The following is a 26,185-nucleotide window of genomic DNA, read 5'->3' as shown; positions in this document are numbered from 1 at the left end:
TAATTTACAAAGATATGATTTATTTGTTATTTGTGGCATAATATAATATGTAACTCATACTATCTCTGACATAAATCATAAGAGATTACCGCTATCATTAGATTAACGGCATTTTTTCAATATTATTATTCACTAACTCACCAAAATGTCTCCTGTCATAATTGCAGGAATTTCAACACCCATTACCGATAAAATAGTCGGAGCCATATCGCCCAGTTTTCCTGGTTTCAAATCCCAGTTTTTATCTTTATCCATCACAATTAAAGGAACCAAATTGGTTGAATGCTGCGTATTTGGAGAACCATCTGCGTTAACCATTACATCAGAATTACCATGGTCTGCTAAAATGAAAACCGCATACCCGTGTTCATAAGCCATTGTCGCTACTTTTTCGATACACTGATCTACCGTTTCTGCTGCTTTTACAGCGGCTTCAAATACTCCTGTATGACCGACCATATCGGTATTTGCAAAATTTAAACAAATAAAATCGGCTGTTTCGCTTTCCAGTTCTGGTAAGATTGCATTAGTAATCTCATACGCTGACATTTCTGGCTTCAGATCGTAAGTAGGAACGTCTTTCGGGCTCGGACAAAGCAATCTTTTTTCACCATGAAACTCTTCTTCACGACCTCCTGAAAAGAAAAACGTAACGTGAGGATATTTTTCTGTTTCAGCTATTCTGATCTGAGTTTTTCCGTTTCTCTCCAAAACTTCACCCATCGTATCTTTCAAAACTTCTTCGTCAAAAACCACATTTACATTTTGGTACGTTTTATCGTAATTGGTTAGCGTAACATAATGAAGATTTAGCTTTCGCATAAAATATTCTGGCATATCGTGCTGACAAAGAACTTCTGTAATCTCACGACCTCTGTCTGTACGGAAATTAAAGCAGATTACTACATCATTATCAACGATTTTTCCCACAGGAACTACGTTTCCAACCTGAGTTTCTTTAACCAGAATAATAGGCTTGATGAATTCATCAGTAATATTTTCGTCATAAGAAGCTTTTATAGCTGTAAGTGCGTTGGTTGTTTGTAAACCCACTCCTTCAACCATTGCATCGTAAGCTAATTTTACACGTTCCCATCTTCTGTCACGATCCATCGCATAGTATCTTCCCGTAACTGATGCGAGATTTCCTGTAGTTTGCAACATGTGATTTTGAAGTTCTTCAATAAAGCCAAATCCTGAATGCGGATCGCAGTCTCTACCGTCTGTAAACGCGTGTACGTAAACGTTTTCATGTAAACCAAAATCTTTTGCTGCAGACAAAAGTCCTTTTAAATGATTGATATGTGAATGTACTCCCCCATTGGAAACTAATCCGATAAAGTGTACATTTTTATTTTCTCTTTTTGCATAAGCAAAAGCCTCCTGAATTACTTTTTCCTGTCCTAAAGTTCCGTTTTCGACAGCCATATTCAGTTTTACCAAATTCTGATACACTACTCTTCCTGCTCCCAAATTCATGTGTCCCACTTCAGAATTTCCCATTTGTCCGGCCGGCAGACCCACTGCCAAACCGCTTGCTTCTAATGTGGTATGTGGAAATCTTTGATAACAGCTATCTATAAATGGTGTATTTGCCTGAGCTAATGCTGAAACTTCAGGATTTGTTCCTAAACCCCAACCGTCAAGTATTGCTAATATTGCTTTTTTAGACATTTAATTTGATTTTTAAACAAACAAATTTATCGATTTTAAAGTAAAGTGAAGAATTTTCATGGTTTAAATTTTGCTTAAAAGTTTACAGAAAACTATTTCAGATTGTGAATCTAATTTAGGATTCTTATTGATTATCCTTTATTGTATAATAATTGATTTTAACGCAAAGTCGCCAAAATTTTTTAACAACTCACTGTTTTTAAGTTCACCAACACGCTCTAGTCAGCAAGGAATATCAAGAATTTCATTTATAGATATATTGTAGATAGTTAGAAAATTTTTAAAATGATAATTGCGATTGAATTAATTTATCCTGAATTATAAATATTATTTTTAATTTTGTTTTATGGATTTAAGAGATCAACTAAAAAACCTTTTTCCTGAGCATGAAGAGCAGGATTTTCAAATGCCAGAAGAACAATTCAAACAGAAAGAACCTTTGGTTTGTAAATTTGAAAAGAAAGGACGAAACGGAAAACCTGTAACTATTGTGGAAGGTTGGGAAGGCAGTGAAGACGATCTGAAGAAGATTTCAAAAAAAATAAAGACCACACTAGGAATCGGCGGTTCTGAAAAAGACGGAACAATAATTATTCAGGGAGATAACCGCGATAAAATTATGGCCATTCTAAAAGATTTGGGTTACAAAACCAAAAGAGTTGGCGGTTAAATTATTTTTCGGAGTATTTTAAGTTTTAATAAAAAAAAATGCCATCGACAAAGAACATGACGACAGCAAAAGAGAAAGTGTAATTATTAAAACGCAAATCTAGAATTTCTATGTTACCGGAATTTTAATCTTAAATTAAATAAAGATTATCTTTTAATAGATCTCCTTTTTCAAAACAAAATTCTTATCTTCACCTTCCTTTTTTAATAAAATAATTATGCTAAATAAACTTGCAGCTTCAGAATTGGTGCTGAATGAAGACGGAAGTGTGTATCACCTTAATCTGTTACCGGAAGATATTGCCAACAAAATAATTTTGGTGGGTGACCCTGACAGAGTTCCAAAAGTTTCAAAATACTTTGATAAAGTAGACGTCAAAAAAAATAAAAGAGAGTTTTATACCCACACAGGAACTTTGCGTGGTGAAAGAATTTCTGTGATGTCAACCGGGATCGGTACCGAGAATATCGATATTGTAATGAACGAGCTTGATGCTTTGGTAAATATTGATCTGAAACAAAAGGAGTTTAAATTTGAACATCAAACATTAGAACTATTCAGAATGGGAACCTGCGGAAGTGTAAACCCTGATGTGAAGGTTGATAATATGCTGGTTACTCAAAATGTTGTCGGACTTGACGGTTTGATGCATTTTTACCAAGATTATCAGTTTGAAAATGAGTTCTCGAAGAATTTTTATGAAAAATTCCCGTACGAAAAGATAAAACCGATGCTTTATTTCTCGGAATGGTCTGAAGAATTGGGCGAATTATACAAAGACGCAAAATATCACGGAAATACAGCTACTTTTCCCGGGTTTTATGCTCCGCAAGGAAGACAGCTTCGTTTAAAAGCTTTAGATGATAAATTTTTAGAAACCTTAAATGAGTTAGGAATTACCAATTTTGAAATGGAAACTTCTGCAATTTATGCTTTCTCAAAATTGTTGGGTCACAAAGCAATCACCGTAAACAATGTGATTGCCAACAGAAGACGTGGTGAATTTTCATCAGATCATCATGCTTCTGAAAAGAATCTGATAGAATGGGTTCTCGACAGAATCATAAAATAAATAAAAAGGATTGCAATGAGCAATCCTTTTTTATTTCTGTTAATACGGACAATTTTTTTCGTATTCTTTTATAATTCCAGCGTAAAATTCGAGATAAGCACGAAGCATATAGTCTCCGATAACCTGCTGCGTTTGATTGTGTTTATAGCCCTGTTTTTTCGCATCGTCATAAGCCTGTTTACGGACTTGTTTAAATCTTTCGTTAGTTTCTTTTCTGAAAGCTTTATCTTCCAATTTAGCTTCAAAAGAATCCATATATTTTTGAAAATCGGGACAATTTCTTCCTGCATATCTAAAACTCTGCACCATTCTGTCGTACATCGAGCCAATACTGAACAGGCTCATTTTATCGTAATCTACAGGCATTAAAGCAAAATCGTCTTTTGCATTTCTGATATAAAACTCTGAATATGCATAATTGCAGATTGAATTTGTACAAATGTCTATATTAGAACCATAAATCTGAATCTTCCCTTCATACAGCAATGGCTGAAAAGATCTTTTTCTTTTGTCTTCGACTTTGCCGTTTTTATCTACATACTTCATGTCTAATCTTTCAATGGCGCTTGTCACATCATCATGATCATCAAATATTTTTAGAGATTTTACATCTTTAGCACTTAGCTTTTCTGCAAAAGAACCTGGTGTTTTTTTATATTCAAAACTGTAGATGTTATCTTTATCAAAGAAACCGGGATAAGTACCGTTTGGATAATTGTACCCGACAAAAAAGCCATTTACTTTTGTGCCGTCTTCCAATATAAATTCAGCTTTTGGCTGATCATTCACCTGTTTTTTTCCATAATATTGTTGAGAAAAGATTTTCCCTGTACCAAGACAAAGTAATAACAATAGTATTTTACCATTCATAATTGATTATAGTTTTATTAAAATCAAATATAAAAAAAATTATGATTTTTTTAACTTTTATTAAATTATTTAGGAATGCTTATTGCGTAGTCTATAAGTATAACACTTAAAATATTGACATTATGGAAAACCAGGATTATAACAAAGCTGAAAAAGCTGTAGACAACACTGAAAATTCTTTAAGAAATGCAGCAACTGATGCAAAATGGAAAGTAAGTGATTTGGCAGACAAAGCCAGAGATTATATCAACGAAAAAAGAAATAATGACGAAGAGGCTAATCAGGAAGGTTGGCTAGACAGGGTAAAAGCTAATGCTGCTGACACATGGGAAGACATCAAAGACGGAGCAAATGATGCTTGGGAGAAAACCAAAGATGCTGCAGAAGATGTGAAAGCAGAATGGAACAAAAAAACTAACTAAGTTTATTAGTCTTTTATATATTATCAAGAAAAACGAAGTCTTTTTAGGAAGGCTTCGTTTTTTATTATGTTCTAAACACAAATTATTGCTACATTTGTGGATTAATAAACATTAAAAAATTATGTCATACGGTTTACTTAAAGGCAAGAAGGGAATTATTTTTGGAGCCCTTAATGAACAATCTATCGCATGGAAAGTTGCAGAAAGATGCCACGAAGAAGGCGCAGAATTTATCCTGTCAAACGCTCCTATTGCTCTTAGAATGGGAGAATTGAACGGTCTAGCCGAAAAAACAGGTTCTGAAGTAATCGGTGCAGATGCTACTTCTATTGAAGATCTTGAAAAACTTTTTGATGCTGCTGTTGCAAAATTTGGTAAAATCGATTTTATTCTTCACTCAATTGGTATGTCTATCAACGTGAGAAAAGGAAAGCATTATACAGAAATGAACTACGATTGGTTGGAAAAAGGTTGGGATATCTCAGCGGTTTCTTTCCACAAAGTAATGAGAGTAGCTTACGAAAAAAACTGTATGAACGAATGGGGAAGTATTTTGGCATTGACTTATATTGCTGCTCAAAGAACGTTCCCGGATTATAACGATATGTCTGATAACAAAGCATATTTGGAAAGTATTGCAAGAACTTTCGGAAACTATTGGGGTGAAAGAAAAGTACGTGTAAACACGGTTTCTCAGTCTCCTACTCCTACCACTGCAGGTAGCGGTGTAAAAGGTTTCGGTGGTTTCCTTGGATATGCTGAAGATATGTCTCCACTTGGTAACGCTACGGCTCTGGAATGTGCAGATTATTGCGTAACTCTTTTCTCTGATTTAACTAAGAAAGTAACCATGCAGAATCTTTTCCATGATGGTGGATTCAGCAGCTCTGGAGTTACTCAGAAAGTAATCAGAAAATATGATGTTGAATAAGTGAAATTTTCACTCTAAATAATTAAATCCGAAACATTTTTGTTTCGGATTTTTTTTGAAATATTGGAAAATAAATTCGGCAGAACCAAAAGCTCCGCCGAATTTTAATTAAAAATATTAATATGAAGTGTTATAAAATTACAGTCTGAATAGAATGTGCAGGTGCAGATAATTTTGCAGACATTCCTTCGATCCAAAGATTGGTATCGATGTCGTTATCAGAATCATTCATGATTACGGTGACCAACTGTCCGTTCTCATTCATGAAAGTTGTTGATGTTAAAGCTGCTCTGTTCGATGAAGTCCCGATTCTTTGAGCATTGGGCTTAATGAATTTTGAAACGTGCCCTACGTAATAATATTCATAAGTATAATGAACTTCTCCAGTTTTTGTGTCGGCTATAATCGGAGCAAAACAGAAATTCCCAACATGATTTGGTCCGCCAGTTTCGTCTAAAAGAACGTTCCAATCTGTCCATAAAGCGGTTCCTTTATTGAAATCGTTGATCATATTTCTTCCATACAATTCACCTAAACTTACATCGTAAATTTTAGACATATCAAATTGCTCCTTACAACCTTCAGTAAATGCTAAAAATTTATCTGGAAAAGCTCTTTGAGTTTCAGATAAATTATCAAATAGCTGCGTTTTATTGTTCCATGTTTCGTACCAGTGGTAGCCGATTCCGTGTGCATATTTTGAAGTTTCAGGATCGCTCAAGGTTGTGGTTGCTCTTTGGTAGATCAAATCACGATTGTGATCCCAGATCATTACTTTTTTATCTTTAAAACCATTTTTCCAAAGTGTTGGGCCTAGATTATTTTTAAGGAACTCCCCTTCTTCTTCAGCCGTATAGATACAAGATTCCCAAGTTTGGGTTGCCATAGGTTCGTTCTGAATCGTCAGTCCCCAAACATTGATTCCTCTTTTTTCGTATTCTTTGATGAATTTAATATAATAATCTGCCCAAGTCTGGTAAAAAGGGTTTTCTAATCTTCCTCCTTTCAGCATACTTTTATTAGATTTCATCCAAGCTGGTGGACTCCAAGGAGAAAAGTAAAAGGTAAAATCTTTCCCGATTGCTTTTTGAGCTTCCTTAATCATTGGGATTTTATACTTTTCATCGTGTGCAACATTGAATGATTTTAACGTTTTATCATTTTCTGTAACGTAAGTATATGAATCGCTTGAAAAATCACACGAGTTCATATTGGTACGAACAACCGTATACCCCAAACCGTTTTTGCCATAATAAGCTTCAATAATTTCTTTCTGCTTATTCTTTGGAAGTTTATAGAAGGTCTCGGCAGATGCATCGGTAATTGCACCTCCTATTCCAATTAATTTCTGATATTTAAAATCAGGATCTACAAAAATGCAGGCATCCGTTTCTTTCGGCTGAGCCATTTTTTCAAATTTTACCATTCCTTTGTCAACCATCTTTTCGTTGGTTTTAGAATTGGTAAAAATCACTTTTGCAGATTTTCCTGCATTTTTTTTCCAGTAGTTTTGTGCGTTCACATTCAAAGCCATTCCGACTACAAAACAACTTACAATTAGCTTTTTCATTTATTTCTTCTTCTTTTTTTATTTAAATTTAAACCACTCCGTCAAAATTCTTTAGAATTTCTGGTCACTTCTCCAAAGGAGGGGAATTTTATTTATTTTCGTATACTCTTACGTAATCAATGTAATATTTCTGTGGGAAAATCGTGTCATCAATTCCTTCTTTTCCGCCCCAAAATCCACCAACAGCCAAATTTAAAATAATGAAATACGGTTGATCAAAAGGCCATGCTTCATACGTTTTTTCTTTATTTTCATAGGTGAAAAACTTTTGATCATCAATATAAACATCGATTTTCTCAGGCGTCCAATCTGCCTTATAAATATGAAATTTTTCGCATGCATCTTTCACAAACAATGTATCTGTTTTCTGTGTTCCGATGATGTGATTGTACTTTTTTGTGTGAACTGAAGCATGAATGTAGCCTTGATTAAAGCCTACATGTTCCATAATGTCTAATTCACCATCATCCGGCCATTCTTTCATGTTTTCGCTCATCATCCAGATTGCAGGCCAGCTTCCGCGACCTTTCGGAAGCTTGGCACGAACTTCAACCGTTCCGTACTGAAAAGAAAATTTTCCTTTCGTTAAAAGCCTTGCGGAAGTATATTTATTTTTCTCCCAGTTTTCTTTTTTGGCTTCAATTACAAGATTTCCATTTTCAACTCTTGCATTTTCCAGGCGATTCTTAGTATAAAACTGAGCTTCATTATTTCCGTAACCATCGCCTCCTACATCATAATTCCATTTTGTGGAATCGGGTAATCCTTTATAATTAAACTCGTCATTCCAAATTAGTTTTCTGCTTGAATCAATTTTGTTTGAAGCACAATTTAATGATGAAAAAACTAAAGTTCCTCCGATTATTATATGAAAAATATGTTGGAATTTCATATTTAAAATTTAAAGTTAATGCCTGATATATTGTTATTTCTTTAACGCAAAGATTTATTTAAAATACTTTTTACTTTAAGGAGCAAAGAGTTGCGACAAGTCGCTTATTAAGCTAGCTTTATAAAATCAACATAGTTGATCCATTCTTTGCTCCTCAAAATCAAATACAATAAATAAAAAACTTTGCGTTAAAAAACATACTTTAATTAAAAACACTTAGTTTTTTAACGCCAAAAGCGGGTTTTATCCCGCTCTTAGTTTTGTAAATTACTATTTATTTTTCCCAATTAATTCTTTTTGTCTGAACATTTTGAGAATCGGTTCCCACCATAATATCGAATTCTCCAGCTTCCCAATCATAATTCAATTCATCATCATAGAATTTTAAATTTTCCGGAGTTAAGATAAAGTTGATTATTTTACTTTCTCCTTTTTTGATGAAAACTTTTTGGAAACCTTTCAACTCTTTCACAGGTCTTACTACTTTTCCAAATAAATCTCGGATGTACAATTGCACCACTTCTTCCCCATCATAATTTCCGGTGTTGGAAATATTTACACTAATGTTCAGCGTCTGATTTCCTTTAAGGTTGGTTGAGCTTATATTCATTTCAGAATATTTAAATTGAGTATAACTTAAGCCATAACCAAACGGGAATTTAGGATCATTATCCAGATCAATATATGCTGAAACATAATTTCTATCGGTGTTGTTTTTAGCCGGTCTTCCTGTATTGTAATGATTGTAATAAACAGGAATTTGTCCTTCTGTTCTAGGAAAAGTCATTGGAAGTTTCCCACCCGGATTTACTGTCCCGAATAGAACATCTGCAATAGAATTTCCAGCTTCTGTTCCTAACCACCAAGTGTAAACAATTGTCGAAATATTATCTGCAGCCCAATCAAAAACCAATGGTCTTCCTGCATTGATCATTAAAACAATAGGTTTTCCAGTTTTAGCAATTTCTTTTAAAAGATCTTCCTGAACTCCCGAAAAATGAATATTGCTTCTGCTTTTTGCTTCTCCGCTCATAGCGTGACCTTCCCCTAAAGTCATAATCACAACGTCTGCTTTTTTCGCCGTTGCTACAGCTTCTGCAAACATAGATTTATCCTGATCATCAACATTGGCTCCTTTTGCGTACAATAAAGTGGAATTTTTGTCTAATTGATTTTTAATTCCATCAAACTGAGTGACAATTCTCTGATTGTCATCTTTAAATGCGATCGACCAAAAACCATGATTGGCAACTGTTTCTTTTCCAAAAGGACCAATCAACGCCACCGTTTTGGTAGATTTTGAAAGCGGAAGAATATTCTTTTCATTTTTAAGTAAAACAATACTTTTTGAACCAAATTCTCTTCCAAATTTTCTGTTATCCTGATTATTTAATTGCTGCTTTTGTCTTTTTTCATTACTAAATCTGTAAGGATCATCAAATAATCCCATTTCAAATTTTTTAACTAAAATTCTTCTCGTCGCATCATCAATTAATTTAGGATCAACTTTTCCTTCTTTAACCAATTTTGGAAGTTCAGCCATGTAAGCACGGCTTTCCATATCCATATCTGTTCCTGCATTAATCGCTTTTTCTGCTGCTTCTTTATTATCTTTCGCATAACCGTGAGGAACCATTTCGCCAATACTTCCCCAATCTGAAACGACAAAACCTTTATAATTCCACTGGTCTTTTAAAAGATTTCTTAAAATATATTTGTTTGCTGTTGCGGGAATTCCATTAATGTCGTTAAAAGAATTCATAAAAGTCGCAACACCTGCTTCTGCTGCTGCTTTGAAAGGAGGTAAATACGTTTCATGAAGTTGTCTTAAACTCATATCCACAGAATTATAATCTCTTCCGCCAACTGCTGCTCCGTATGCTGCAAAATGTTTTGCACAAGCCATAATAGCGTCAAGATTTCCAAGACCTTTTCCCTGAAAACCTTTGATTCTTGCCAAACCAATTTGCATTCCCAGATAAGTATCTTCACCCGAACCTTCCATGACTCTTCCCCATCTCGGATCTCTTGCGATGTCGACCATTGGTGCAAAAGTCCAATGAATTCCGTATGCTGAAGCTTCAGTTGCAGCGATTCGCTCTGATTTTTCAATTAATTTTAAATCCCAACTCGCCGCTTGTCCAAGATTTACCGGAAACGTTGTTCTGTAGCCGTGAATTACATCCTGACCAAAGAGTAATGGGATTTTTAATCTAGATTTTAAAGCTAATTCCTGAAATTTTTTCGTTTCTTCTGCACCTGCAACATTGAGCATAGAACCAACTTTTCCTTTTTTTATTTCTTCTAAAACCGTTGCAGAATTTGAGTTTTGCGGGCCCGTTGCATATTCAAAACCGCTGTATTGAACCAACTGCCCTACTTTTTCTTCCAACGTCATTTTAGACAGCAGTTCAGAAACTTTCTGATCAATTGTTTTTTGTCCAAAAACATTGAATCCGAATACTGTAAATGCTAATATGAAATATATCTTCTTCATTTATAATTAGTTTTATTTAGCTTATACTTTAACGCAAAGTTCGCAAAGATTTTCTTGCAAATAATGCTTGATTTTTAAGTTCGCAAAGGCATTCTACTTAGCAAAGAATACGAAGGTTTTTATTCAATATAAATTTTAGAAAATTCTAATTTAAAAAATATAGGTTGCCACAGAACTTCCGGTAATTGTAACGGGAGCTGTTTTCTGATTATATTTTATATTGAAACTTTCATCTGATTTATTATTGTTCTGAACAATCAAAACCGTTTTACCTTCCGGAGTTTTAAAAGCAACCGTAGCCAAGTTTTCCGTTTGTGTAGAAGCTATTCTCTGAGAATTTGCCGGAACAAATTTTGAAGCATGAGCAATAATATAATACGCAACATTTCTTGTGAAATTTTCACTATCTAAGACCGTAATTGCTCCTTGACATTCTGTACATCCTCCCGGTGTATGCGGTTTGTATTGAGTATCATTCGCTAAATTCCATTCTAAAGCAATTTTACTCCAGTTTCTCATCGATCCGATGACAACATTTCTGGTGTGCCAGTTTAGATCTTCACTGAAAATACCTTTTGAACCTGTCCATTGTTCTGTAAAATAAAGGTTTTTATCTGGATGCGCATCGTGAACAGTACTTAAAGCAGAAATATCACCTTCATACAAATGAAAAGCCGAACCGTCGATATATTGATTGGCTTCCGAATCATTTAAAATATTAATGGCATATTCAGGTTTATTGCAATTGTGATCGTAAACAACGATTTTGGTTTTAATATTATTTGATTTAAAAATAGGACCTAAACTTTGCTTAATAAAATCTTTCTGCTGATCTGAAACCATCAGTAAGCTTGGATTATTTCCGGGATGTAAAGGCTCGTTTTGGGGAGTGACGGCATCAATTGTAATTCCTTCTTTCTGCATTCCCTGAATATATTTCACGAAATATTTTGCGTAAACATCATAATATTCAGTTTTTAAACTTCCACCAATCGATTTACCATTATCTTTCATCCAAACCGGAGGCGACCAAGGTGCTGCAATGATTTTGATTTTAGGATTGATTGCTAAAATTTCTTTTAGCATAGAAATCAAGTCTTTGTCTCTTGCTAAACTGAATTTAGAAAGAGAAGGATCTGTTTGACCTTCCGGTACATCATTATAAGAAAAAACTTCACCATCCAAATCGGATGCACCAATGCTCAATCTTAAATAACTTATTGAAATTGACTTCTTATCATTCCCAAAAAGTTCGTTTAAAAGCGCTTTTCTTTTTGAAGGTGAAAGACGATTGATTACTTCAACACTTCCGCCGGTTAATGTATACCCAAAACCATCAATATATTGAAACTTCTGAGTGTCGTCAATTTCAATATTCTGAAAGTTATTAGAAGTATTTGCAAAAGTTAATGCATTTTGCTGCTGTAATTTTACGCTTTCATCACCTTTCGTCATCCAGATTTGAACTTTTTGATCTGTATTTGCTACAGATTTACACGAAGATAAAGGCAAAAGTACCACACCGCTAAATAGCAGTGCAGTACTTTTTAAAAAGAAACTATATGAATTTCGTAATTTCATTTAAAGTTTTTATAATTAACGGGCTATTGCTTTCTTCTTACTTCAACTTTATCGACAGTTAATCCCTTTACCGTTTTTCCACCACATTTAATGGCTAAATAAACAGTACCTGTTGTTGTTGCTGTATAAACACCTGTATTTTTACTTCCACATCCAACTGATGAAACTTTTCCACCAAAAGCAGATTTACCACATCCATCCCAGGTATTAATACTTCTGTAAACATTTCCGCTAATATCTTGACCGGAAGCAGGCATGCTGTTTAATATATAAACTTCACACCAAGTATCTTCCAGACCTGTTTTGGATGAAGCCACTAAATCTATTGTATACTGTTTACCGGCTTCTACATTAACTGTTGTGTAAATAGCCTGTTGATTACTTTCACTTGCGACAATTGTTGCTTCTTTATTAGCAAAAACCCATTGTGCTTTTGCTGGACTAATTGTGTGAATTGACCATTTTGCAATTTCTTCAGGTGTATCAAATCTACCACCCTGAAGAATATTTCCGGCTATGGGATCTGAAGTAGGAACTACTACTGTTTGACTTGTAGTACCACCAACCTGACCACCAATTCCTACCGCATTATGTTGTAATATATAAGTTCCTGCATCTAGAAGAGAAATATCTATCTCATTTTTACCGTTAACAAAACCATCACCATCTATATTCCATTGTGAATTAATAAAATTAATATAGTTATCATTCACTCTCTTTAGATGATATTTGTTTTCAGCTGTTTTGGTAACTGTGAAAGCTGCATCAGCAGAAGGCTGTATTAGCCCGTTTCCTTCATCTATACTTTCTGGGGAACAACTAGTAAGAAAGAATACTGCTGCGCCGAAAAATAAACTTTTATTTATATATTTAGCTATCATATTTTTTATTTTAGTATCCAGGGTTTTGTTTTAGTACCGTATTCGGTAGTTCGTTAAAAGGAATTGGAAGAATCTCATTTTTACCTGCTGTAAATCCTCTGGAGCCCAGTACGGTAGGAGCATCACCCCATCTTACTAAATCGAACCATCTGTGACCTTCACCTGCTAACTCTCTTCTTCTTTCATCTTTTATTGCTTGCATAGATACAGGAACTGAAGCAAGTCCGACTCTTGCTCTAACAGCATCTAACAGTGCCTGAGCTCTTGATCCTGAACCGCCCAATGCTTCAGCTTCCATCAGATAAGTGTCTGCTAATCTAATCGCAATATAATTTTGACGGAAATTCAATTCTGAGGCTCCCGGTAGATTCGTTACATCTGTTGTTTTAGGCATATATTTATTCAAGAAATATCCAGTGTCTTTGTAAGCTGGAGAATAAGAAACCTTTCCTTGTTGAACTAGCTGTTTAACATTTAAAATAGAAGCATTTAGTCTCGGATCTCCCTGCATAAAATTGAATAAACTTTCTGTGATTGGATTAAATGACCATCCAGAGTAAACACTTGGCGCATCATTAACAACAGGAGAAGTATCTAAAACTTTGTATGATCTGATACCAACCATTACACAAATAGAATTTCCTTCATCTTTACCAGTTCCCCAAAATGACCAATCTGAATTTCCTTTGTTAGTAGACATAACTTCTAAAATAGATTCTGAGCTAAATTTATAAGGATCTACATTATCGGTAACAGTACCCACTTTGAATAAATCAGCATAGTTAGAAACTAATTTGTACCCATACTGACTAGTTCCTCCCGGAGCACCATTTACCATTTCGAACTGAGCTGCAGCCTGACTATATTTTTTATCATATAAATAAATTTTTCCTAAAATAGCGCGAGCAGTTCCCTGTGTAATTCTTCCTTTTTGAGACTGTGTCGTAGGAAGATTATTTATAGCGTCTAATAAATCTGTTTCAATTTGATTATATACATCGGCTTTAGCAGCTTGAGGTATATTATAATAATCATCACTATATTTTACAGGCTTTAAAATTAAAGGGATGTTACCAAACATTCTCACCAATTCAAAATAATAAAGTGATCTTAATGTTTTAGCTTCTGCAATAAACGTATTTCTTGTATTATCATTCATGGTAGCATTGGGAATTCTCTCCAGCAAAAGATTCGCTCTTGCAATCCCCTGATAATAGTCTCTCCAATAACTTGCAGGCACTATAATTGGATTGATACTGTAATTAGCAATACCTTGGATACCTGCTCCATCAGTAGAACTTCCTCCGCCCGAATAACAATCATCAGAAGCTGCATTAAAAAATGTAACTGAATTTTCAAAACCTCCTGAATATTTTCTTAGAAGATCATAAGTAGCAACTAATCCTGCGAAAGATTGCTCTTCATTTTTGAAAAAATTTTCGGTATCAAATGTACCTGTATTCTTTACATCCTCTAAATTACTGTCATTACAAGAAACTGCTCCAAAACTAATTCCTGTTAATAATAGAACAGCAATTCCTTTATATATAAATCTTTTATTTTTCATTTTTTTCGAAATTAAAATTGAATATTGGCACCAAATAAAAACGTTCTTGCTTGTGGATAGTAAGCTCTATCAATACCAAATGTATCACCACCCGCAATCTCAGGATCATAACCTGTGTACTTGGTAAATGTAACCAAGTTTTCTCCCGTAACATAGAATCTAACCTTATTTGCACCAAAAGTTCTCGATACGTCTTTAGGTAAAGTATAGCCAAGCGAAACAAGCTTTAAACGTAAATAACTACCGTCTTGTAAATAATAATCCGACATTCTCGTTAAGTTCTGGTTAGGATCATTCATAGTCATTCTTGGTGTAGAATCAGAAGTTCCTTCCCCTACCCAACGATCAAGAATTGATGTTTGATAATTTGCATATTGCATGTCTAGTCTTCTAAGACCTTGGAAAATTTTGTTTCCGGCCTGTCCTTGCGCAAAAACCATTAAATCAAAATTTTTGTAATTGAAATTTAATGTAAAACCAAATGTGTATTTTGGTACTGAATTACCTAAGTATACATAATCACTCTCATCAATTTTGCCGTCACCATTTGCATCGAGCCTTTTAAAGTCTCCTGGCTTTGCATTAGGTTGAATTAAAGCTCCATTTGCATTTTTATACGCATCAACTTCCGCCTGGTTTTGGAAAATTCCCATATTTTGATATCCAAAGAAAGATCCGTAAGGATTTCCGACTTGTAATCTTGAAACCGCTCCCATTGACTGAAATGAAGCAAAGTTTTCGTAGATTTTATTGTCCTCTAATCTGGTGATTTCATTTTTAAGATATCCGAAATTTGCATTGGCAGAAATTCCGAAATCGTCCCAGCTTTTCTTATATCCTAAACTTACTTCAACACCATCATTATTCATATCACCAATATTTCTCCAGGGATTGTTAATCAAACCAAGATATCCAGGAATATTAATTCTTCTTAAGATATCAGAAGTTTTTTTTCTGTAAACATCAACTGATAAATCAAAGTTTTTAAATAATTTAAAATCTGCTGCGATATTAAGTTGAGAGGTTCTTTCCCATTTCAAATCAGGATTTTCAAGTGTACTTGGTGCATAACCAATATGAATACTATTATCACCAAATGAATAGTTACTTCCGGGAACTAAGAAATTAGCAAACTGAAAATCATCAATCGCATCATTCCCTAAAACTCCGTATCCTCCACGTAATTTAAAACTATTGACAACGTTATTTTCTGGCCAGAAATTTTCATTAGATACATTCCATCCTAATGAAAATGCCGGGAAATTACCCCAATGATGAGCTTTTGCAAACTTCGAAGATCCATCTCTACGCATAGTTCCTGTAAAAAGGTACTTATTTTCGTAGTCATAAATAATTCTTGCAAAATAAGACGTTTTATGAGTTTCTTTTCCATCCCAGGCATTTGTACTTCTGTTTGCTTGTGGGATCTCAAAATTAAAAGAAGCATCTTCCCAATTATTTACAGGAAGGTTTGTATAGGTAACATTTTGACCTGAAGAGATATTGTACTCATAATAACCCTGACCCAATAAAACACTTAAATTATGACCGCCAAATTTGTTCTGATAAGTAATAGTATTTTCTGTACTCCATTCAAATTTCTTATCTGTTTGTCTGAATAAACTATTAAACGTATCGTTTTTATATGAAGGGCTTAAATAAAATAATGGTGTAAAACCTTGTTGTCCCCAATAAGAAAGTTTACCATTAACTGTTGTTTTAAAGTTAAAATGATCTAAAAATTTTAAATCAGCAAAAACATTTCCTACAAAATCATCGCCCCAGTTATATCTTCCCAATTGAGTTTGCTGAAAAGCAAGCGGATTAGACATTTCCTGGTTTACGTAATGTGAGATACCGAAAGGCATTCCTGTTTTAGGGTCTTTTATAATATATTGGTTTGAATAATCGCTCGGAAAAGGTTGCTGAGAAATACTGTTTACCAAAATCGGAGTTGTCGGGTCAAGATTAATTGCTGAACTTAAAGGACCTCCAAATTCACCGTTCGCATTAATTCCAGCTGATTTTTTATGTGTATATGCAAAGGTTTGCCCGACTGTTAAAAATTCAAAAATTTTATGTGTTGAGTTAAATCTAGCGTTGATTCTTTTGTAATTCGAAATATCTCTCATTACAATACCTTCTTGATCATAGTATCCGAAAGATGTAAAAAAAGTAGATTTATCGCTTCCACCACTTATACTGAATTCATGAGATTGTCTTTGTGCGCTGTTGAAAATAACATCTTGCCAATCTGTTCCCATACCTAAAGATCCAGGATTAGCAAAAATAGCAGATCCTCCATCATTTACACTCGCTTCATTCATAATCGTACCATATTGAGAAGCATTAAGTAAATCTAGCTTTCGTGCTGCTGTTCCTACACCAAAAAAACCGTTATAGTTCAGGTTTAGCTTTCCCTTAGCTCCTTTTTTAGTCGTAATAAGAATAACACCTTTGGCAGCAGAAACACCATATATAGCAGCAGAAGCACCATCTTTTAGAATTTCCATTCCTTCGATGTCAGCTTGGTTCAGCCATTCGATATTGTCTACGACAATTCCATCTACAACCCAGAGAGGATCATTACTACCTGCTCCAAAACTGGTAATACCACGAACTCTTACTGTTGCAGCGGATCCTGGTTGTCCGGAGTTTGATATTACAGAAACACCTGCAGCTCTACCTTGTAAAACTTGCTCTGGCCTTCCGGTAGGGATATCTTCAATATCCGAGGCTTTTAAGCTTGAGATAGCTCCTGTTACATTACTCTTTTTCTGAGTACCGTAACCAATCATTACTACTTCCTCGATTTTTTGCTCTCTAGAAATAGTATCAGTAGCCGTGCTTTGGGCATTGAAATTTGCAGTAAAATATAGTACAGCAACCAACCCTAGACTCTTTGATATTTTTACATTCATATATAGTTAGTTTTTTAATTCTCAAATTGAGACAATAAAAATATATTTTTTTTTTAATAATTAACATTTTTTTAATAAATATTTTAATATTTCCACTATTTTTGGGCAATCAAAGGCTGTTGAACTTAATAAATAATTCATGATTTGTTAAAATACGGCTTGTATAAATTCCCTAAAATGGCAGCCAAACAACCCAATATTGCACTTCCGCTGAAACTAACTTTCCTTATTTTTTCGATGGTTTTAAATTGTATGGGGATTGTAATTCTTCAGCTTTCGGAGCAAAATATTACCTACGATAAGCTGGGTTTTTTAGAATCTTTTAAAGATATACCGATTGCTATATTTTCACTTTTTGCTGTTAATTTTATAAGCCGTTTCGGAACCAAAAAATCACTGATATTTGCTTTGATGCTCGTTGGAACCTGCTCATTGTTTTTACCATTTGTTGAAGTATTTTGGTTTTTCAAATTATGGTTTGCCATTATCGGAACCTGTTTTGCGATAGGGAAAATATGTGTTTATGGTATCATTCGAAATAATATGACCGAAGAAAAATCTTTAGCCCAAACCATGAATAGTGTTGAAGCCTCTTTTATGATTGGTATTTTTACAGTCAATACCGGTTTTGGGTGGTTAATTTCCAGTCAGTTTGGTGAATATTGGAAATTTGGTTTCATGTCTATTTCTCTGATTTCTTTTTTTACGGTTTATCTTTTTTCGAAAATTAAAATTGCAGAACCGGAAAACAAAACCACGAGAATCTTTCCTGACTTGTCAGGATTTGGTAAAAAAACCATCATTCTTTTCTTTGCAGTAAGTTTTTTTATTATTTTCATCGAGCAAAGCTTTAATTCCTGGCTTCCATCATTTTACAAAGATCATTTAAAGGTAAATTCTTTCTTCGCACTTCAGGCATCTTCATTTCTGGCACTCTTTTCCTACACAGGCAGAACGATTACATCAAAGATTATTCAGCGTTTTTCATTATCAAAATATTTTATGTTCTGCGTAATGATGATTATCTTTTTGCTGATTATTATTTCAGGACTTCAATTTTATTTCAGTGAAAATACAAAGGTTTTATTATTTCTTTTTCCAGTCATTGGTTTGTTTCTTTCACCTCTCTATCCGGTGATCAATTCAAAAATGATTGCAAAAATTGAAAAGAATAAGATCAATACTTTTACTTCTTTAATAGTAAGCGTATCTTCAATAAGCAGCTCAATAAATTCAATATCTATTTCGATACTGTTTAAAAATCAGATACTTACCTATTATTCTCTCTATATTTTGGGAGCCGTAATAATGGTTTCTGTTCTGGCATATTCTTATTTTAAACTTAGTTCTGATAGAATTTAAAAAATAATTTTATTTTTACTGCATGAAAACTGATCACAATAAAAACATAGAAACATTAAAAGAACTTATTGATAGTAAAGACCTTATACCCAATGTATCGGTAGATTGCACTATTTTTGGGTTTCATGATAATATCCTGAAAGTCTTATTATTAAAGTACCACGACCTCAATTTGTATTCACTTCCCGGTGGTTTTGTTTTTATTGATGAAGATTTAAGAGAAGCTGCAGATCGTGTTTTGTATGAAAGAACACATCTTAAAGGGCTGTTTTTAGAACAGTTTCATACTTTCGGAAGACTAGATAGAACACACAATAATGTTCACAAAACATTGATCAATAACAAAGGTCTTGACGTTCCTAAAGATCACTGGATTTTACAGAGATTTATCACAGTTGGATACTGCAGTCTGATAGATTTTACAATGGCCAATACTTTTCCGGATGCTTTTAATGAATCTTGTGCATGGTTTGAAGTAAATAAACTTCCACAAATGGCTTTTGATCACGACAGGGTTATTGCCGAAGGATTAGAATATTTGCGAAAGAATATTGATACTCAGGTTGCTGCAAGTAATTTATTGCCCGAAAAATTTACAATGAAAGATTTGCAGTCGTTGTATGAAACAATTTTAGGTGAAAAATTCAGACGAAATAATTTTCAGCGCAAAATATTAAGTACCAATTCTTTAGAAAGAATGGAGAAGTTATTTGATGGTTCTGCAAATAAAGCACCTTATCTCTATAAGTTTATTAAAAAGTAGTTTTTTCTTTCTTTAAAAAGTTTTTTTTTCAGCATTCCGAAAAAATCTTATTTTTAGGAAAATTAAATTACATGTCATATTATCCTCTTACAAGCATTCCCGATTACTACGGGATTGATGCCTTACTTACCGAAGAACACAAGCTTATACGTCAATCTGTAAGAGATTGGGTGGAGAGTTTTGTAATGCCGAATATTGATGAAGCAGCGCAAAATCATACCGATCTGCCGAATCTGATGAAAGAATTGGGGAAGATTGGTGCATTAGGACCATACATTCCTGAAGAATACGGTGGTTCTGGTCTTGATCAGATTTCTTACGGTTTGATTATGCAGGAATTGGAAAGAGGAGATTCTGCGGTGCGTTCTGCGGCGTCAGTACAAAGTTCTTTGGTGATGTTCCCGATCAATGAGTTCGGTTCTGAAGAGCAAAAAAAGAAATACTTACCCAAGCTAGCTTCCGGTGAGATGATCGGATCTTTCGGTCTTACAGAGCCTAACCACGGTTCAGACCCAAGCTCTATGGAAACTTATTTTAAAGATATGGGAGATCATTATCTTTTGAATGGGGCCAAAATGTGGATCACCAACTCTCCGTTATGCGATATTGCAGTAATCTGGGCTAAAAATGAAGAAGGAAAAGTACAGGGATTAATTGTTGAAAGAGGAATGGAAGGCTTTACCACTCCCGAAACTCATAATAAATGGAGTTTAAGAGCTTCTAAAACCGGTGAATTGGTTTTCAACGATGTGAAAGTTCCCAAAGAAAATTTATTACCTAATGTAACAGGACTTAAAGGGCCTTTATCTTGCTTAAATTCTGCACGATACGGAATTTCTTGGGGGGTAATCGGAGCAGCAATCGACTGTTACTGTACGGCTGTTCAATATTCTAAAGAAAGAAAACAGTTTGGCAAACCAATCGGTGGGTTCCAGCTGCAACAGAAAAAATTGGCGGAATTTTTAACAGAAATCACTAAAGCTCAATTGCTTTGTTTACAATTAGGGAATTTGAAAAACGATCACAAGGCGAGTCCTGCTCAGATTTCTATGGCAAAGCGAAATAATGTGAAAATGGCAATTGATATTGCAAGAGAATCACGACAAATTCTTGGCGGAATGGGAATCATGGGAGAATTCCCAATGATGCGTCACGCAGCCAACCTAGAATCGGTAATTACATATGAGGGAACACACGATGTTCACTTGTTGATTACAGGTCTTGATATTACAGGAATTAATGCTTTTTAGGCTAAAGTTATATTTTCTCAAACCTCACAGGTTTTTTAAAACCTGTGAGGTTTATTTATTTATTAATTTATCGAAAATTAATTTCCAGTATTATTATTTCTAATCAAGCTAAAAATTATAATTTTTCACATTTTCTAGGAAACTAATTTCAGGATTCAGAATTTCGTGTATTAAATTTTGAATAGAAACCATAGCCTCATCAAGACTTCCCTGAGCAAATTCTAATGACACTACTCCTTTTTTAGCATCTGCAAAACTCCAGATTCCGGTTTCTACAGGAAATCCCCAAAATTCGGGTAAACTTTGTATCACGTATTGGTACAAACAAAGCTGCATCGCCTGTTTTCTGTCGCTATTCTGGAAATAGTCTGATTTATTTAATTCATCAATTTTTACAGTAAGATTTTTTGTTTTTGCAGTTTTATAATCGATAATTCTTACTGTTCCGTTTAATCGGTCAATTCGGTCGATAAAACCAAAGAAAGAAACCTTGTCAGATCTTTCTTCATTCAGATAAAAATCTACACTTTCAAATCTTCTTTCAATATCAATTATTTCTAAAGAATTACCAGCTTTTATTAATTCTAAATCGTGGTTTAGAATATTCTCAATTACTTTTTTAGCAATGGCTTTATGAATGAAATTCATCCCTTTATTGTAAAATTCAGGCTGATGTTTTAGCTTTTCAATAGCAATATTTATAAATTCATCTATCCGTTTAATTGAAGTCTGTAAATCATTTGATTTTAAAACTTTACCTTTTAATACTTCATACACTTCTTGAAGCGTGTAATGAACTAAATTTCCGTAATTTCTAATAGATAATTCTTCTTCAATTTCATCCGCTTCAGAGGTGTTTAAAATCTTTGAAAGATAAAAATCAATAGGGTTATAAAGGTAGCTTGTTAAATGCGAAGCCGAAACTTTTTCTTTCCATTTTAAAAGCTGCTGCTCAACAATTTCAGTCTTGAAAATCTCGATTGGCTGGCTTAAAATAGGCTCTGAAGAATTTTCAACTATAACGTGCTCGATGTGATGAGAACTTTCCATTTCGATCTGAGTAATAAACCTGCTTTTTTCTCCCGTATTTACTCCCGAACTTAATGCGTTAAAAAGTAAATGTACATTCTGTGCATCCTGAATTAATCGGTAAAAGTGATACGCATAAATACTGTCATTTTCAAGGAATGTATGCAAGTCAAAGTGCCTTCTTATATCAAAAGGAATGTAGGTGTTTTGTGAGTTTCCGAGCGGTAATTTACCTTCGTTAACTGATAGTAGAATCACGTTTTCGAAGTTTAAAAGACGGGTTTCCAAAAGTCCCATTACCTGAAGTCCCTTTAACGGTTCACCCTGAAAATCTATACTTTCTGAATTAATATGTTGGTTGATAAGGATTTCAAGCGTTTCCATCTTGATTTCAAAACCATAAGGCGTAATCTGATTTTTAATAATTCTGAATGCATTTTCAAAATGAGAAACGTTTTCATACTGAATATCATCCAGCTCAAGCCATTTGATTTTTTTGCAAAATGCTATAAGATCATCCAAAAACTGATATCCGGAATCTGCTTTCTGAAGTAAATTAAAATATGAAAGGTTACCCAGAAGCTCAGTTAAAAGTTTTTGAGAAATATAAACGATATTTCTTTCTTCTATTTTAGATTTGAAATCGTTGATTGTTTTTTCGTCATCATCAGATTTTGGCAGTTCTTCAAGAATTGGATAAACATCGCGGTAATAATAAGAAGATTTGCTTTTTTCAAGCTGTTTCTGAAGATAAAAAAGCTGTTTTACGGCATTAGAAAAAGAAAGGTTTTTTAGCGGAAAACCCATTGTAATGTTTAGGTTTTCAACCTCATGCATTACATCCAGACTTGCAGGAAGAAGATTTTCATCAAGCAAAACAACCGCCGTGTTGGTATATGTTTTATTATTGATGTTTTTAAATAATTCAGGTAAAATCTTGGTTTGCGTTACATTACCCGAGACTTCATAGACTTTTATTTTTTTAGTTTGGTTAAAGTCGTCTTCTATCCAGTTGAAAGCTCTACTGTCATTAAATTCTTTCCACATTTTGTGATTTCGAAGAAATTTTCCGGCTTCTTGTCTTTCGTCATCAAAATAATATCGGTCTGCCTGGAAAAAGCATTGTGCTCTATTCCACTGGAGAAGATTCCTCACTAATTTTTCTTCAACAGGAGTAAATGCGTTGAAACCGCAGAAAACAAAATTTTCGATATTGTTTTTCGCAAACTCCCCTATTTTTGCTTTTGCCGATTCGTGAATCATTCCCGGAGTTGCCCAGTTTTTTTCTTTCAGTTTCTTCTTTAAAACAGGAAGAAAAATATTCATATTGCGCCAGAAATTCAGAAACTTTTTTCGCGGAATTTCATCATCGTCACCCAAATCCTGTGCCCATTCTTTTATACGTTCTTCATCAAACATATATTGTAAAACGGCTTCATCAGAATCTGAAAATTTTAAAATATCATCCCAATCTTTTTGGAGTGTAGGAAACCATTTCAAAAATTCGGAAAAATCGTCGTTTGGAATAAGATTTAAGCTTTTATAAACATCAAATGCGAAAAGCCACAAAGAAATCCCCTGAATGGTCTGTTGATCTACGATATTTACGATCAGTTCCTCAATCGTATAAAAATTAGGCAGAAACCCGGAATAATTATTTTCTTCTAAAATCTGACGTATAAAAACGATCGGTCTTTTACCTGGAAGAACAATACTAAATTGCGATAAATCAGTGTTTTGGACTAATAATTCATCGATGATTTTATTTAGAAATTTCAAAGTTTCTGGTAGTTGTTTAGTTTTTCGAGTTCTTCGGTAATCAAAAGATTGTATTCTGCCTGCTTTTCTTTATTCATTCCATGCTCGGTAGCACGGTCGTAATTAGCCTGAAAATTTTTGTATTCGGAAGAGATTTTAGCATAAATTGATTTGAAAAACTTATTGTAATCGGCTGTTGTTTTTATTTTTTCTGAAACTTCCTTTCTGAGTTTTCTGGCATGAATTTCGGCGATATCAAAATGCTTTTGCTCATGAAGCAATACATAATCATTGATCCTTTTGACATCCTTCCATGATTTGTTCTCATTAAAAACCGTCTGAATAGTGATTTTTACGGGAACTTTAGGATCGCTTGATGTCGTTGCAGAATATTCCCAGCCGCAATGGGTGTAGGCTACTACTGTTGAGCCACCCAGATTGTTGGTTTTGCTTTTAAAATTATCCCAAACCAATTTTTGATCTACGCTCCAGTAAATATTTTGAGCTGATATATTATTGAAAATCAATATAAAAATTATTAAAAAAAACTTCATTATTCCACTACAATTGTTTTAGTAATCCAGTTGTTATCACCATTCCAGAATCTGAATGTGTAATTTCCTTTTTTCTGCGGACTAAAATTAATCTGATTTGCTGACTGATGACTTGCCTGTGTGCATATACCGTTTGTGAAATACTGATATGCGGTAACATCCCTTTCAAAATCGCTTTTGTGAATATAATCATACCCGTAAAATCCCTCGCATCCTGAAGCGTAAGTTGAATACGTTCTGATACTCTGAACCGAAAAAACACTCATCGTGTCACTAACGATTTTCACACTGTCGATCTTTACTTTATCTACAGATTCTATCGTCTGATAATCATCATCATCTTTACATGAAGTAAAAAAAACACCTAAAACTGCCGCAGCAAAACTAATTTTTAATAGAGATTTCATGACATCGGATTTGATCGTTTGGAAGTATAAATTTAGCAAAAAAATATTCCAAATAATACTATCTTAAGAATTAAAATTACCCTTTGAAAGATAAACTACTTTTTTGGTGTCAAAAAACTCTTCATCGAAGTAATTTTTTAGATTGAAAAGTTCACATTTTAATCCGGCAAGTTCTTCGGCAAGGTCTCCGCCTTTTAGATATAAAACTCCGTTATGCTTTGCATTTAGCTGTTCTTTTTCAAATTTACCTTTAAGCCATCTTAAAAATTCGGGCATTTGAGTAACGGCACGACTCACCACGAAATGAAACTTTTCTTTTACTTTTTCTGCCCTTCCATGGATTGCCGTAAGATTTGATAAGCCAACGCCTTCTGCAACAGCATTTACAACCGTAATTTTCTTACCAATAGAATCTATTAAGGTGAACTGAGTTTCAGGAAACAGAATTGCCAAAGGAATTCCGGGAAAACCACCTCCGGTTCCAACATCTAAAACTTTCGTTCCGGGAGCAAATTCCATGATTTTTGCGATGCCTAAAGAATGTAAAATATGTTTCTCATAAAGAGATTCCATATCTTTTCGGGAAATGACATTTATTTTCTCGTTCCATTCTCCATAAAGGCTTTCAAGCATTGTAAACTGCTCAATTTGTTTTTCTGAAAGATCCGGAAAGTATTTTTGAATGATTGCTATCGACATAAAAGTAATTCTAAAGGGCAAAAATAAGTTTAAAAAATAAAAAAAACTTCTTTGTATATAAAGAAGTTTTAAATATAATGCTACAACAAGTTTATAGTTTGCCACTTACTAGTTCATAACCATTATTTAGTAGACCTGCATGAATCATAAATTTATGACCCTTACCATACAAAAGAACAATATTTTTATTTATCAACAACGAAATTTTAGTTAAGGCTTCATTATTCCTTAGTTCATCAGTAAAATAGTATTTAGGAAGTTTCTTTTTTTCTTTGCAAATGTATTTTGCAGATAATGGTGTTTGTAAGTCACATTCGGACAGTATTACTGAACCATATTTTAATTCATATTTTTCAATAAGATCATGAAGTGACATATCTACATTATAATCCGTATTTACTATTCCAGTTTTTTCATTACTTTGAACTATATAGTTTTTTATTGAATATTCTTTTGGTAAACTATTAATATTATTGTAATTGATATTTGCAATATTATATCCAATGATTTTTCTGGCTTTTCTTGCATTTTTCTCAAAATCATTTTTTTCTATTTCAAAAATAATTCCTTCGTAAGCAATTATAAAACCTTCTTTCCTTAAAGAATCAACTTCTTTCTTTATTGAATAATAATATTCTTTTTTGCCTATGTGAACGGTAGGAAGATAAACGAGATATTTGCCTTGCTTATTCTTATAAACTAGTTTTTTCTTATTAATGTTTTTGTCACTGACTATTTTCGCTAAAATTGACTGACAAGAAACAAGTGAAAAAGATAACATTAGCAATAAAACAATTATTTTAACCATAAATATG

21 protein-coding genes are annotated in these 26,185 nt (G+C 33.8%); 7 read left to right on the top strand and 14 right to left on the bottom strand.

Annotated features, from left to right (window positions below; all coding sequences use genetic code 11):
* Nucleotides 1-132 precede the first annotated feature (132 nt).
* On the bottom strand, nt 133-1,674 hold the full coding sequence (gene gpmI / locus EG358_RS11515; RefSeq protein ID WP_076558201.1) for a 2,3-bisphosphoglycerate-independent phosphoglycerate mutase: 1,542 nt from the start codon (nt 1,672-1,674) through the stop codon (nt 133-135).
* Between the two features lie 346 nt (nt 1,675-2,020).
* Between gpmI and EG358_RS11510 the strand changes: the two genes are divergently transcribed.
* Together EG358_RS11510 and EG358_RS11505 are read left to right on the top strand one after the other, a co-directional pair.
* On the top strand, nt 2,021-2,344 hold the full coding sequence (locus tag EG358_RS11510) for a translation initiation factor (protein WP_076558200.1): 324 nt from the start codon (nt 2,021-2,023) through the stop codon (nt 2,342-2,344).
* Between the two features lie 217 nt (nt 2,345-2,561).
* A complete protein-coding gene (locus tag EG358_RS11505; RefSeq protein ID WP_076558199.1) occupies nt 2,562-3,416 on the top strand; it encodes a nucleoside phosphorylase in 855 nt (284 codons plus the stop codon).
* 39 nt (nt 3,417-3,455) lie between these two features.
* Here the strand turns inward: EG358_RS11505 and EG358_RS11500 are convergent, their stop codons facing one another.
* On the bottom strand, nt 3,456-4,286 hold the full coding sequence (locus EG358_RS11500) for a hypothetical protein (protein ID WP_076558196.1): 831 nt from the start codon (nt 4,284-4,286) through the stop codon (nt 3,456-3,458).
* A gap of 122 nt (nt 4,287-4,408) precedes the next feature.
* On the opposite strand from EG358_RS11500, the gene EG358_RS11495 reads away from it, so the two are divergent.
* Nucleotides 4,409-4,708, top strand: coding sequence for a hypothetical protein (locus EG358_RS11495; RefSeq protein ID WP_076558193.1), 300 nt, complete (start codon nt 4,409-4,411; stop codon nt 4,706-4,708).
* A gap of 121 nt (nt 4,709-4,829) precedes the next feature.
* A complete protein-coding gene (locus EG358_RS11490) occupies nt 4,830-5,639 on the top strand; it encodes an enoyl-ACP reductase FabI (RefSeq protein WP_076558190.1) in 810 nt (269 codons plus the stop codon).
* 130 nt (nt 5,640-5,769) lie between these two features.
* On the opposite strand, the gene EG358_RS11485 is transcribed toward EG358_RS11490, so the two are convergent.
* From EG358_RS11485 to EG358_RS11455, 7 genes are all read right to left on the bottom strand, one after another.
* The gene (locus tag EG358_RS11485) at nt 5,770-7,209 is read right to left on the bottom strand and encodes a glycoside hydrolase family 30 protein (protein ID WP_076558188.1); all 1,440 of its coding nucleotides are present in this window, start codon (nt 7,207-7,209) and stop codon (nt 5,770-5,772) included.
* An 88-nt stretch (nt 7,210-7,297) separates the two neighbouring features.
* Nucleotides 7,298-8,101: a glycoside hydrolase family 16 protein gene (locus EG358_RS11480; protein WP_076558185.1), complete on the bottom strand. Its 804-nt coding sequence runs from the start codon at nt 8,099-8,101 to the stop codon at nt 7,298-7,300.
* Between the two features lie 274 nt (nt 8,102-8,375).
* On the bottom strand, nt 8,376-10,598 hold the full coding sequence (gene bglX / locus EG358_RS11475; RefSeq protein WP_076558182.1) for a beta-glucosidase BglX: 2,223 nt from the start codon (nt 10,596-10,598) through the stop codon (nt 8,376-8,378).
* 150 nt (nt 10,599-10,748) lie between these two features.
* On the bottom strand, nt 10,749-12,179 hold the full coding sequence (locus tag EG358_RS11470; protein WP_076558180.1) for a glycoside hydrolase family 30 protein: 1,431 nt from the start codon (nt 12,177-12,179) through the stop codon (nt 10,749-10,751).
* Nucleotides 12,180-12,202: 23 nt separating this feature from the next.
* Nucleotides 12,203-13,060 (bottom strand): hypothetical protein, encoded by an 858-nt coding sequence (locus tag EG358_RS11465; protein WP_076558178.1) that lies wholly within the window; start codon nt 13,058-13,060, stop codon nt 12,203-12,205.
* 10 nt (nt 13,061-13,070) lie between these two features.
* Entirely contained in the window at nt 13,071-14,627 is a 1,557-nt protein-coding gene (locus tag EG358_RS11460; protein ID WP_076558175.1) for a RagB/SusD family nutrient uptake outer membrane protein, read from the bottom strand.
* Nucleotides 14,628-14,638: 11 nt separating this feature from the next.
* Nucleotides 14,639-17,548, bottom strand: coding sequence for a SusC/RagA family TonB-linked outer membrane protein (locus EG358_RS11455; protein WP_076558173.1), 2,910 nt, complete (start codon nt 17,546-17,548; stop codon nt 14,639-14,641).
* 177 nt (nt 17,549-17,725) lie between these two features.
* Between EG358_RS11455 and EG358_RS11450 the strand changes: the two genes are divergently transcribed.
* The 3 genes from EG358_RS11450 (at nt 17,726) to EG358_RS11440 (ending at nt 20,923) form a co-directional block, all read left to right on the top strand.
* Nucleotides 17,726-18,910 (top strand): MFS transporter, encoded by a 1,185-nt coding sequence (locus EG358_RS11450; protein WP_076558170.1) that lies wholly within the window; start codon nt 17,726-17,728, stop codon nt 18,908-18,910.
* A 22-nt stretch (nt 18,911-18,932) separates the two neighbouring features.
* Entirely contained in the window at nt 18,933-19,673 is a 741-nt protein-coding gene (locus EG358_RS11445; RefSeq protein ID WP_076558168.1) for an NUDIX hydrolase, read from the top strand.
* Between the two features lie 71 nt (nt 19,674-19,744).
* Nucleotides 19,745-20,923 carry an acyl-CoA dehydrogenase family protein gene (locus EG358_RS11440; protein ID WP_076558166.1) on the top strand — a complete coding sequence of 393 codons (1,179 nt, stop codon included), beginning with the start codon at nt 19,745-19,747 and terminating at the stop codon, nt 20,921-20,923.
* Between the two features lie 108 nt (nt 20,924-21,031).
* Here EG358_RS11440 and EG358_RS11435 read toward each other — a convergent pair whose 3' ends face one another.
* The 5 genes from EG358_RS11435 to EG358_RS11415 all read right to left on the bottom strand — a co-directional run bounded on the left by EG358_RS11435 (nt 21,032) and on the right by EG358_RS11415 (nt 26,178).
* On the bottom strand, nt 21,032-23,731 hold the full coding sequence (locus EG358_RS11435; protein ID WP_076558164.1) for a PD-(D/E)XK nuclease family protein: 2,700 nt from the start codon (nt 23,729-23,731) through the stop codon (nt 21,032-21,034).
* Entirely contained in the window at nt 23,728-24,264 is a 537-nt protein-coding gene (locus EG358_RS11430) for a DUF922 domain-containing protein (RefSeq protein ID WP_076558162.1), read from the bottom strand. The genes EG358_RS11435 and EG358_RS11430 overlap by 4 nt, the downstream gene beginning before the upstream one ends.
* Complete coding sequence (locus EG358_RS11425; RefSeq protein ID WP_076558160.1) at nt 24,264-24,671, bottom strand: hypothetical protein; 408 nt, start codon at nt 24,669-24,671, stop codon at nt 24,264-24,266. The genes EG358_RS11430 and EG358_RS11425 overlap by 1 nt, the downstream gene beginning before the upstream one ends.
* 63 nt (nt 24,672-24,734) lie before the next feature.
* Complete coding sequence (rsmG, locus tag EG358_RS11420) at nt 24,735-25,370, bottom strand: 16S rRNA (guanine(527)-N(7))-methyltransferase RsmG (protein ID WP_076558158.1); 636 nt, start codon at nt 25,368-25,370, stop codon at nt 24,735-24,737.
* A 91-nt stretch (nt 25,371-25,461) separates the two neighbouring features.
* Nucleotides 25,462-26,178, bottom strand: a complete 717-nt coding sequence (locus EG358_RS11415; RefSeq protein WP_076558156.1) for a hypothetical protein — start codon at nt 26,176-26,178, stop codon at nt 25,462-25,464.
* Nucleotides 26,179-26,185 lie beyond the last annotated feature (7 nt).

The sequence above is a fragment of the Chryseobacterium indoltheticum genome, from assembly GCF_003815915.1.
GTDB classification, from domain to species: Bacteria; Bacteroidota; Bacteroidia; order Flavobacteriales; family Weeksellaceae; genus Chryseobacterium; species Chryseobacterium indoltheticum.
Note: the sequence above shows the minus strand (reverse complement) of the source record. Positions and strands in the feature narration are given on the sequence as shown.

Coding starts and splice junctions, on each gene's coding strand:
- EG358_RS11460 (WP_076558175.1), bottom strand. CDS start 14,627: ATGAAAAATAAAAGATTTATATATAAAGGAATTGCTGTTCTATTATTA.
- EG358_RS11500 (WP_076558196.1), bottom strand. CDS start 4,286: ATGAATGGTAAAATACTATTGTTATTACTTTGTCTTGGTACAGGGAAA.
- rsmG (WP_076558158.1), bottom strand. CDS start 25,370: ATGTCGATAGCAATCATTCAAAAATACTTTCCGGATCTTTCAGAAAAA.
- EG358_RS11470 (WP_076558180.1), bottom strand. CDS start 12,179: ATGAAATTACGAAATTCATATAGTTTCTTTTTAAAAAGTACTGCACTG.
- EG358_RS11445 (WP_076558168.1), top strand. CDS start 18,933: ATGAAAACTGATCACAATAAAAACATAGAAACATTAAAAGAACTTATT.
- EG358_RS11425 (WP_076558160.1), bottom strand. CDS start 24,671: ATGAAATCTCTATTAAAAATTAGTTTTGCTGCGGCAGTTTTAGGTGTT.
- EG358_RS11415 (WP_076558156.1), bottom strand. CDS start 26,178: ATGGTTAAAATAATTGTTTTATTGCTAATGTTATCTTTTTCACTTGTT.
- EG358_RS11510 (WP_076558200.1), top strand. CDS start 2,021: ATGGATTTAAGAGATCAACTAAAAAACCTTTTTCCTGAGCATGAAGAG.
- EG358_RS11430 (WP_076558162.1), bottom strand. CDS start 24,264: ATGAAGTTTTTTTTAATAATTTTTATATTGATTTTCAATAATATATCA.
- EG358_RS11495 (WP_076558193.1), top strand. CDS start 4,409: ATGGAAAACCAGGATTATAACAAAGCTGAAAAAGCTGTAGACAACACT.
- EG358_RS11505 (WP_076558199.1), top strand. CDS start 2,562: ATGCTAAATAAACTTGCAGCTTCAGAATTGGTGCTGAATGAAGACGGA.
- EG358_RS11485 (WP_076558188.1), bottom strand. CDS start 7,209: ATGAAAAAGCTAATTGTAAGTTGTTTTGTAGTCGGAATGGCTTTGAAT.
- EG358_RS11440 (WP_076558166.1), top strand. CDS start 19,745: ATGTCATATTATCCTCTTACAAGCATTCCCGATTACTACGGGATTGAT.
- EG358_RS11480 (WP_076558185.1), bottom strand. CDS start 8,101: ATGAAATTCCAACATATTTTTCATATAATAATCGGAGGAACTTTAGTT.
- EG358_RS11490 (WP_076558190.1), top strand. CDS start 4,830: ATGTCATACGGTTTACTTAAAGGCAAGAAGGGAATTATTTTTGGAGCC.
- EG358_RS11465 (WP_076558178.1), bottom strand. CDS start 13,060: ATGATAGCTAAATATATAAATAAAAGTTTATTTTTCGGCGCAGCAGTA.
- bglX (WP_076558182.1), bottom strand. CDS start 10,598: ATGAAGAAGATATATTTCATATTAGCATTTACAGTATTCGGATTCAAT.
- EG358_RS11450 (WP_076558170.1), top strand. CDS start 17,726: ATGGCAGCCAAACAACCCAATATTGCACTTCCGCTGAAACTAACTTTC.
- EG358_RS11455 (WP_076558173.1), bottom strand. CDS start 17,548: ATGAATGTAAAAATATCAAAGAGTCTAGGGTTGGTTGCTGTACTATAT.
- gpmI (WP_076558201.1), bottom strand. CDS start 1,674: ATGTCTAAAAAAGCAATATTAGCAATACTTGACGGTTGGGGTTTAGGA.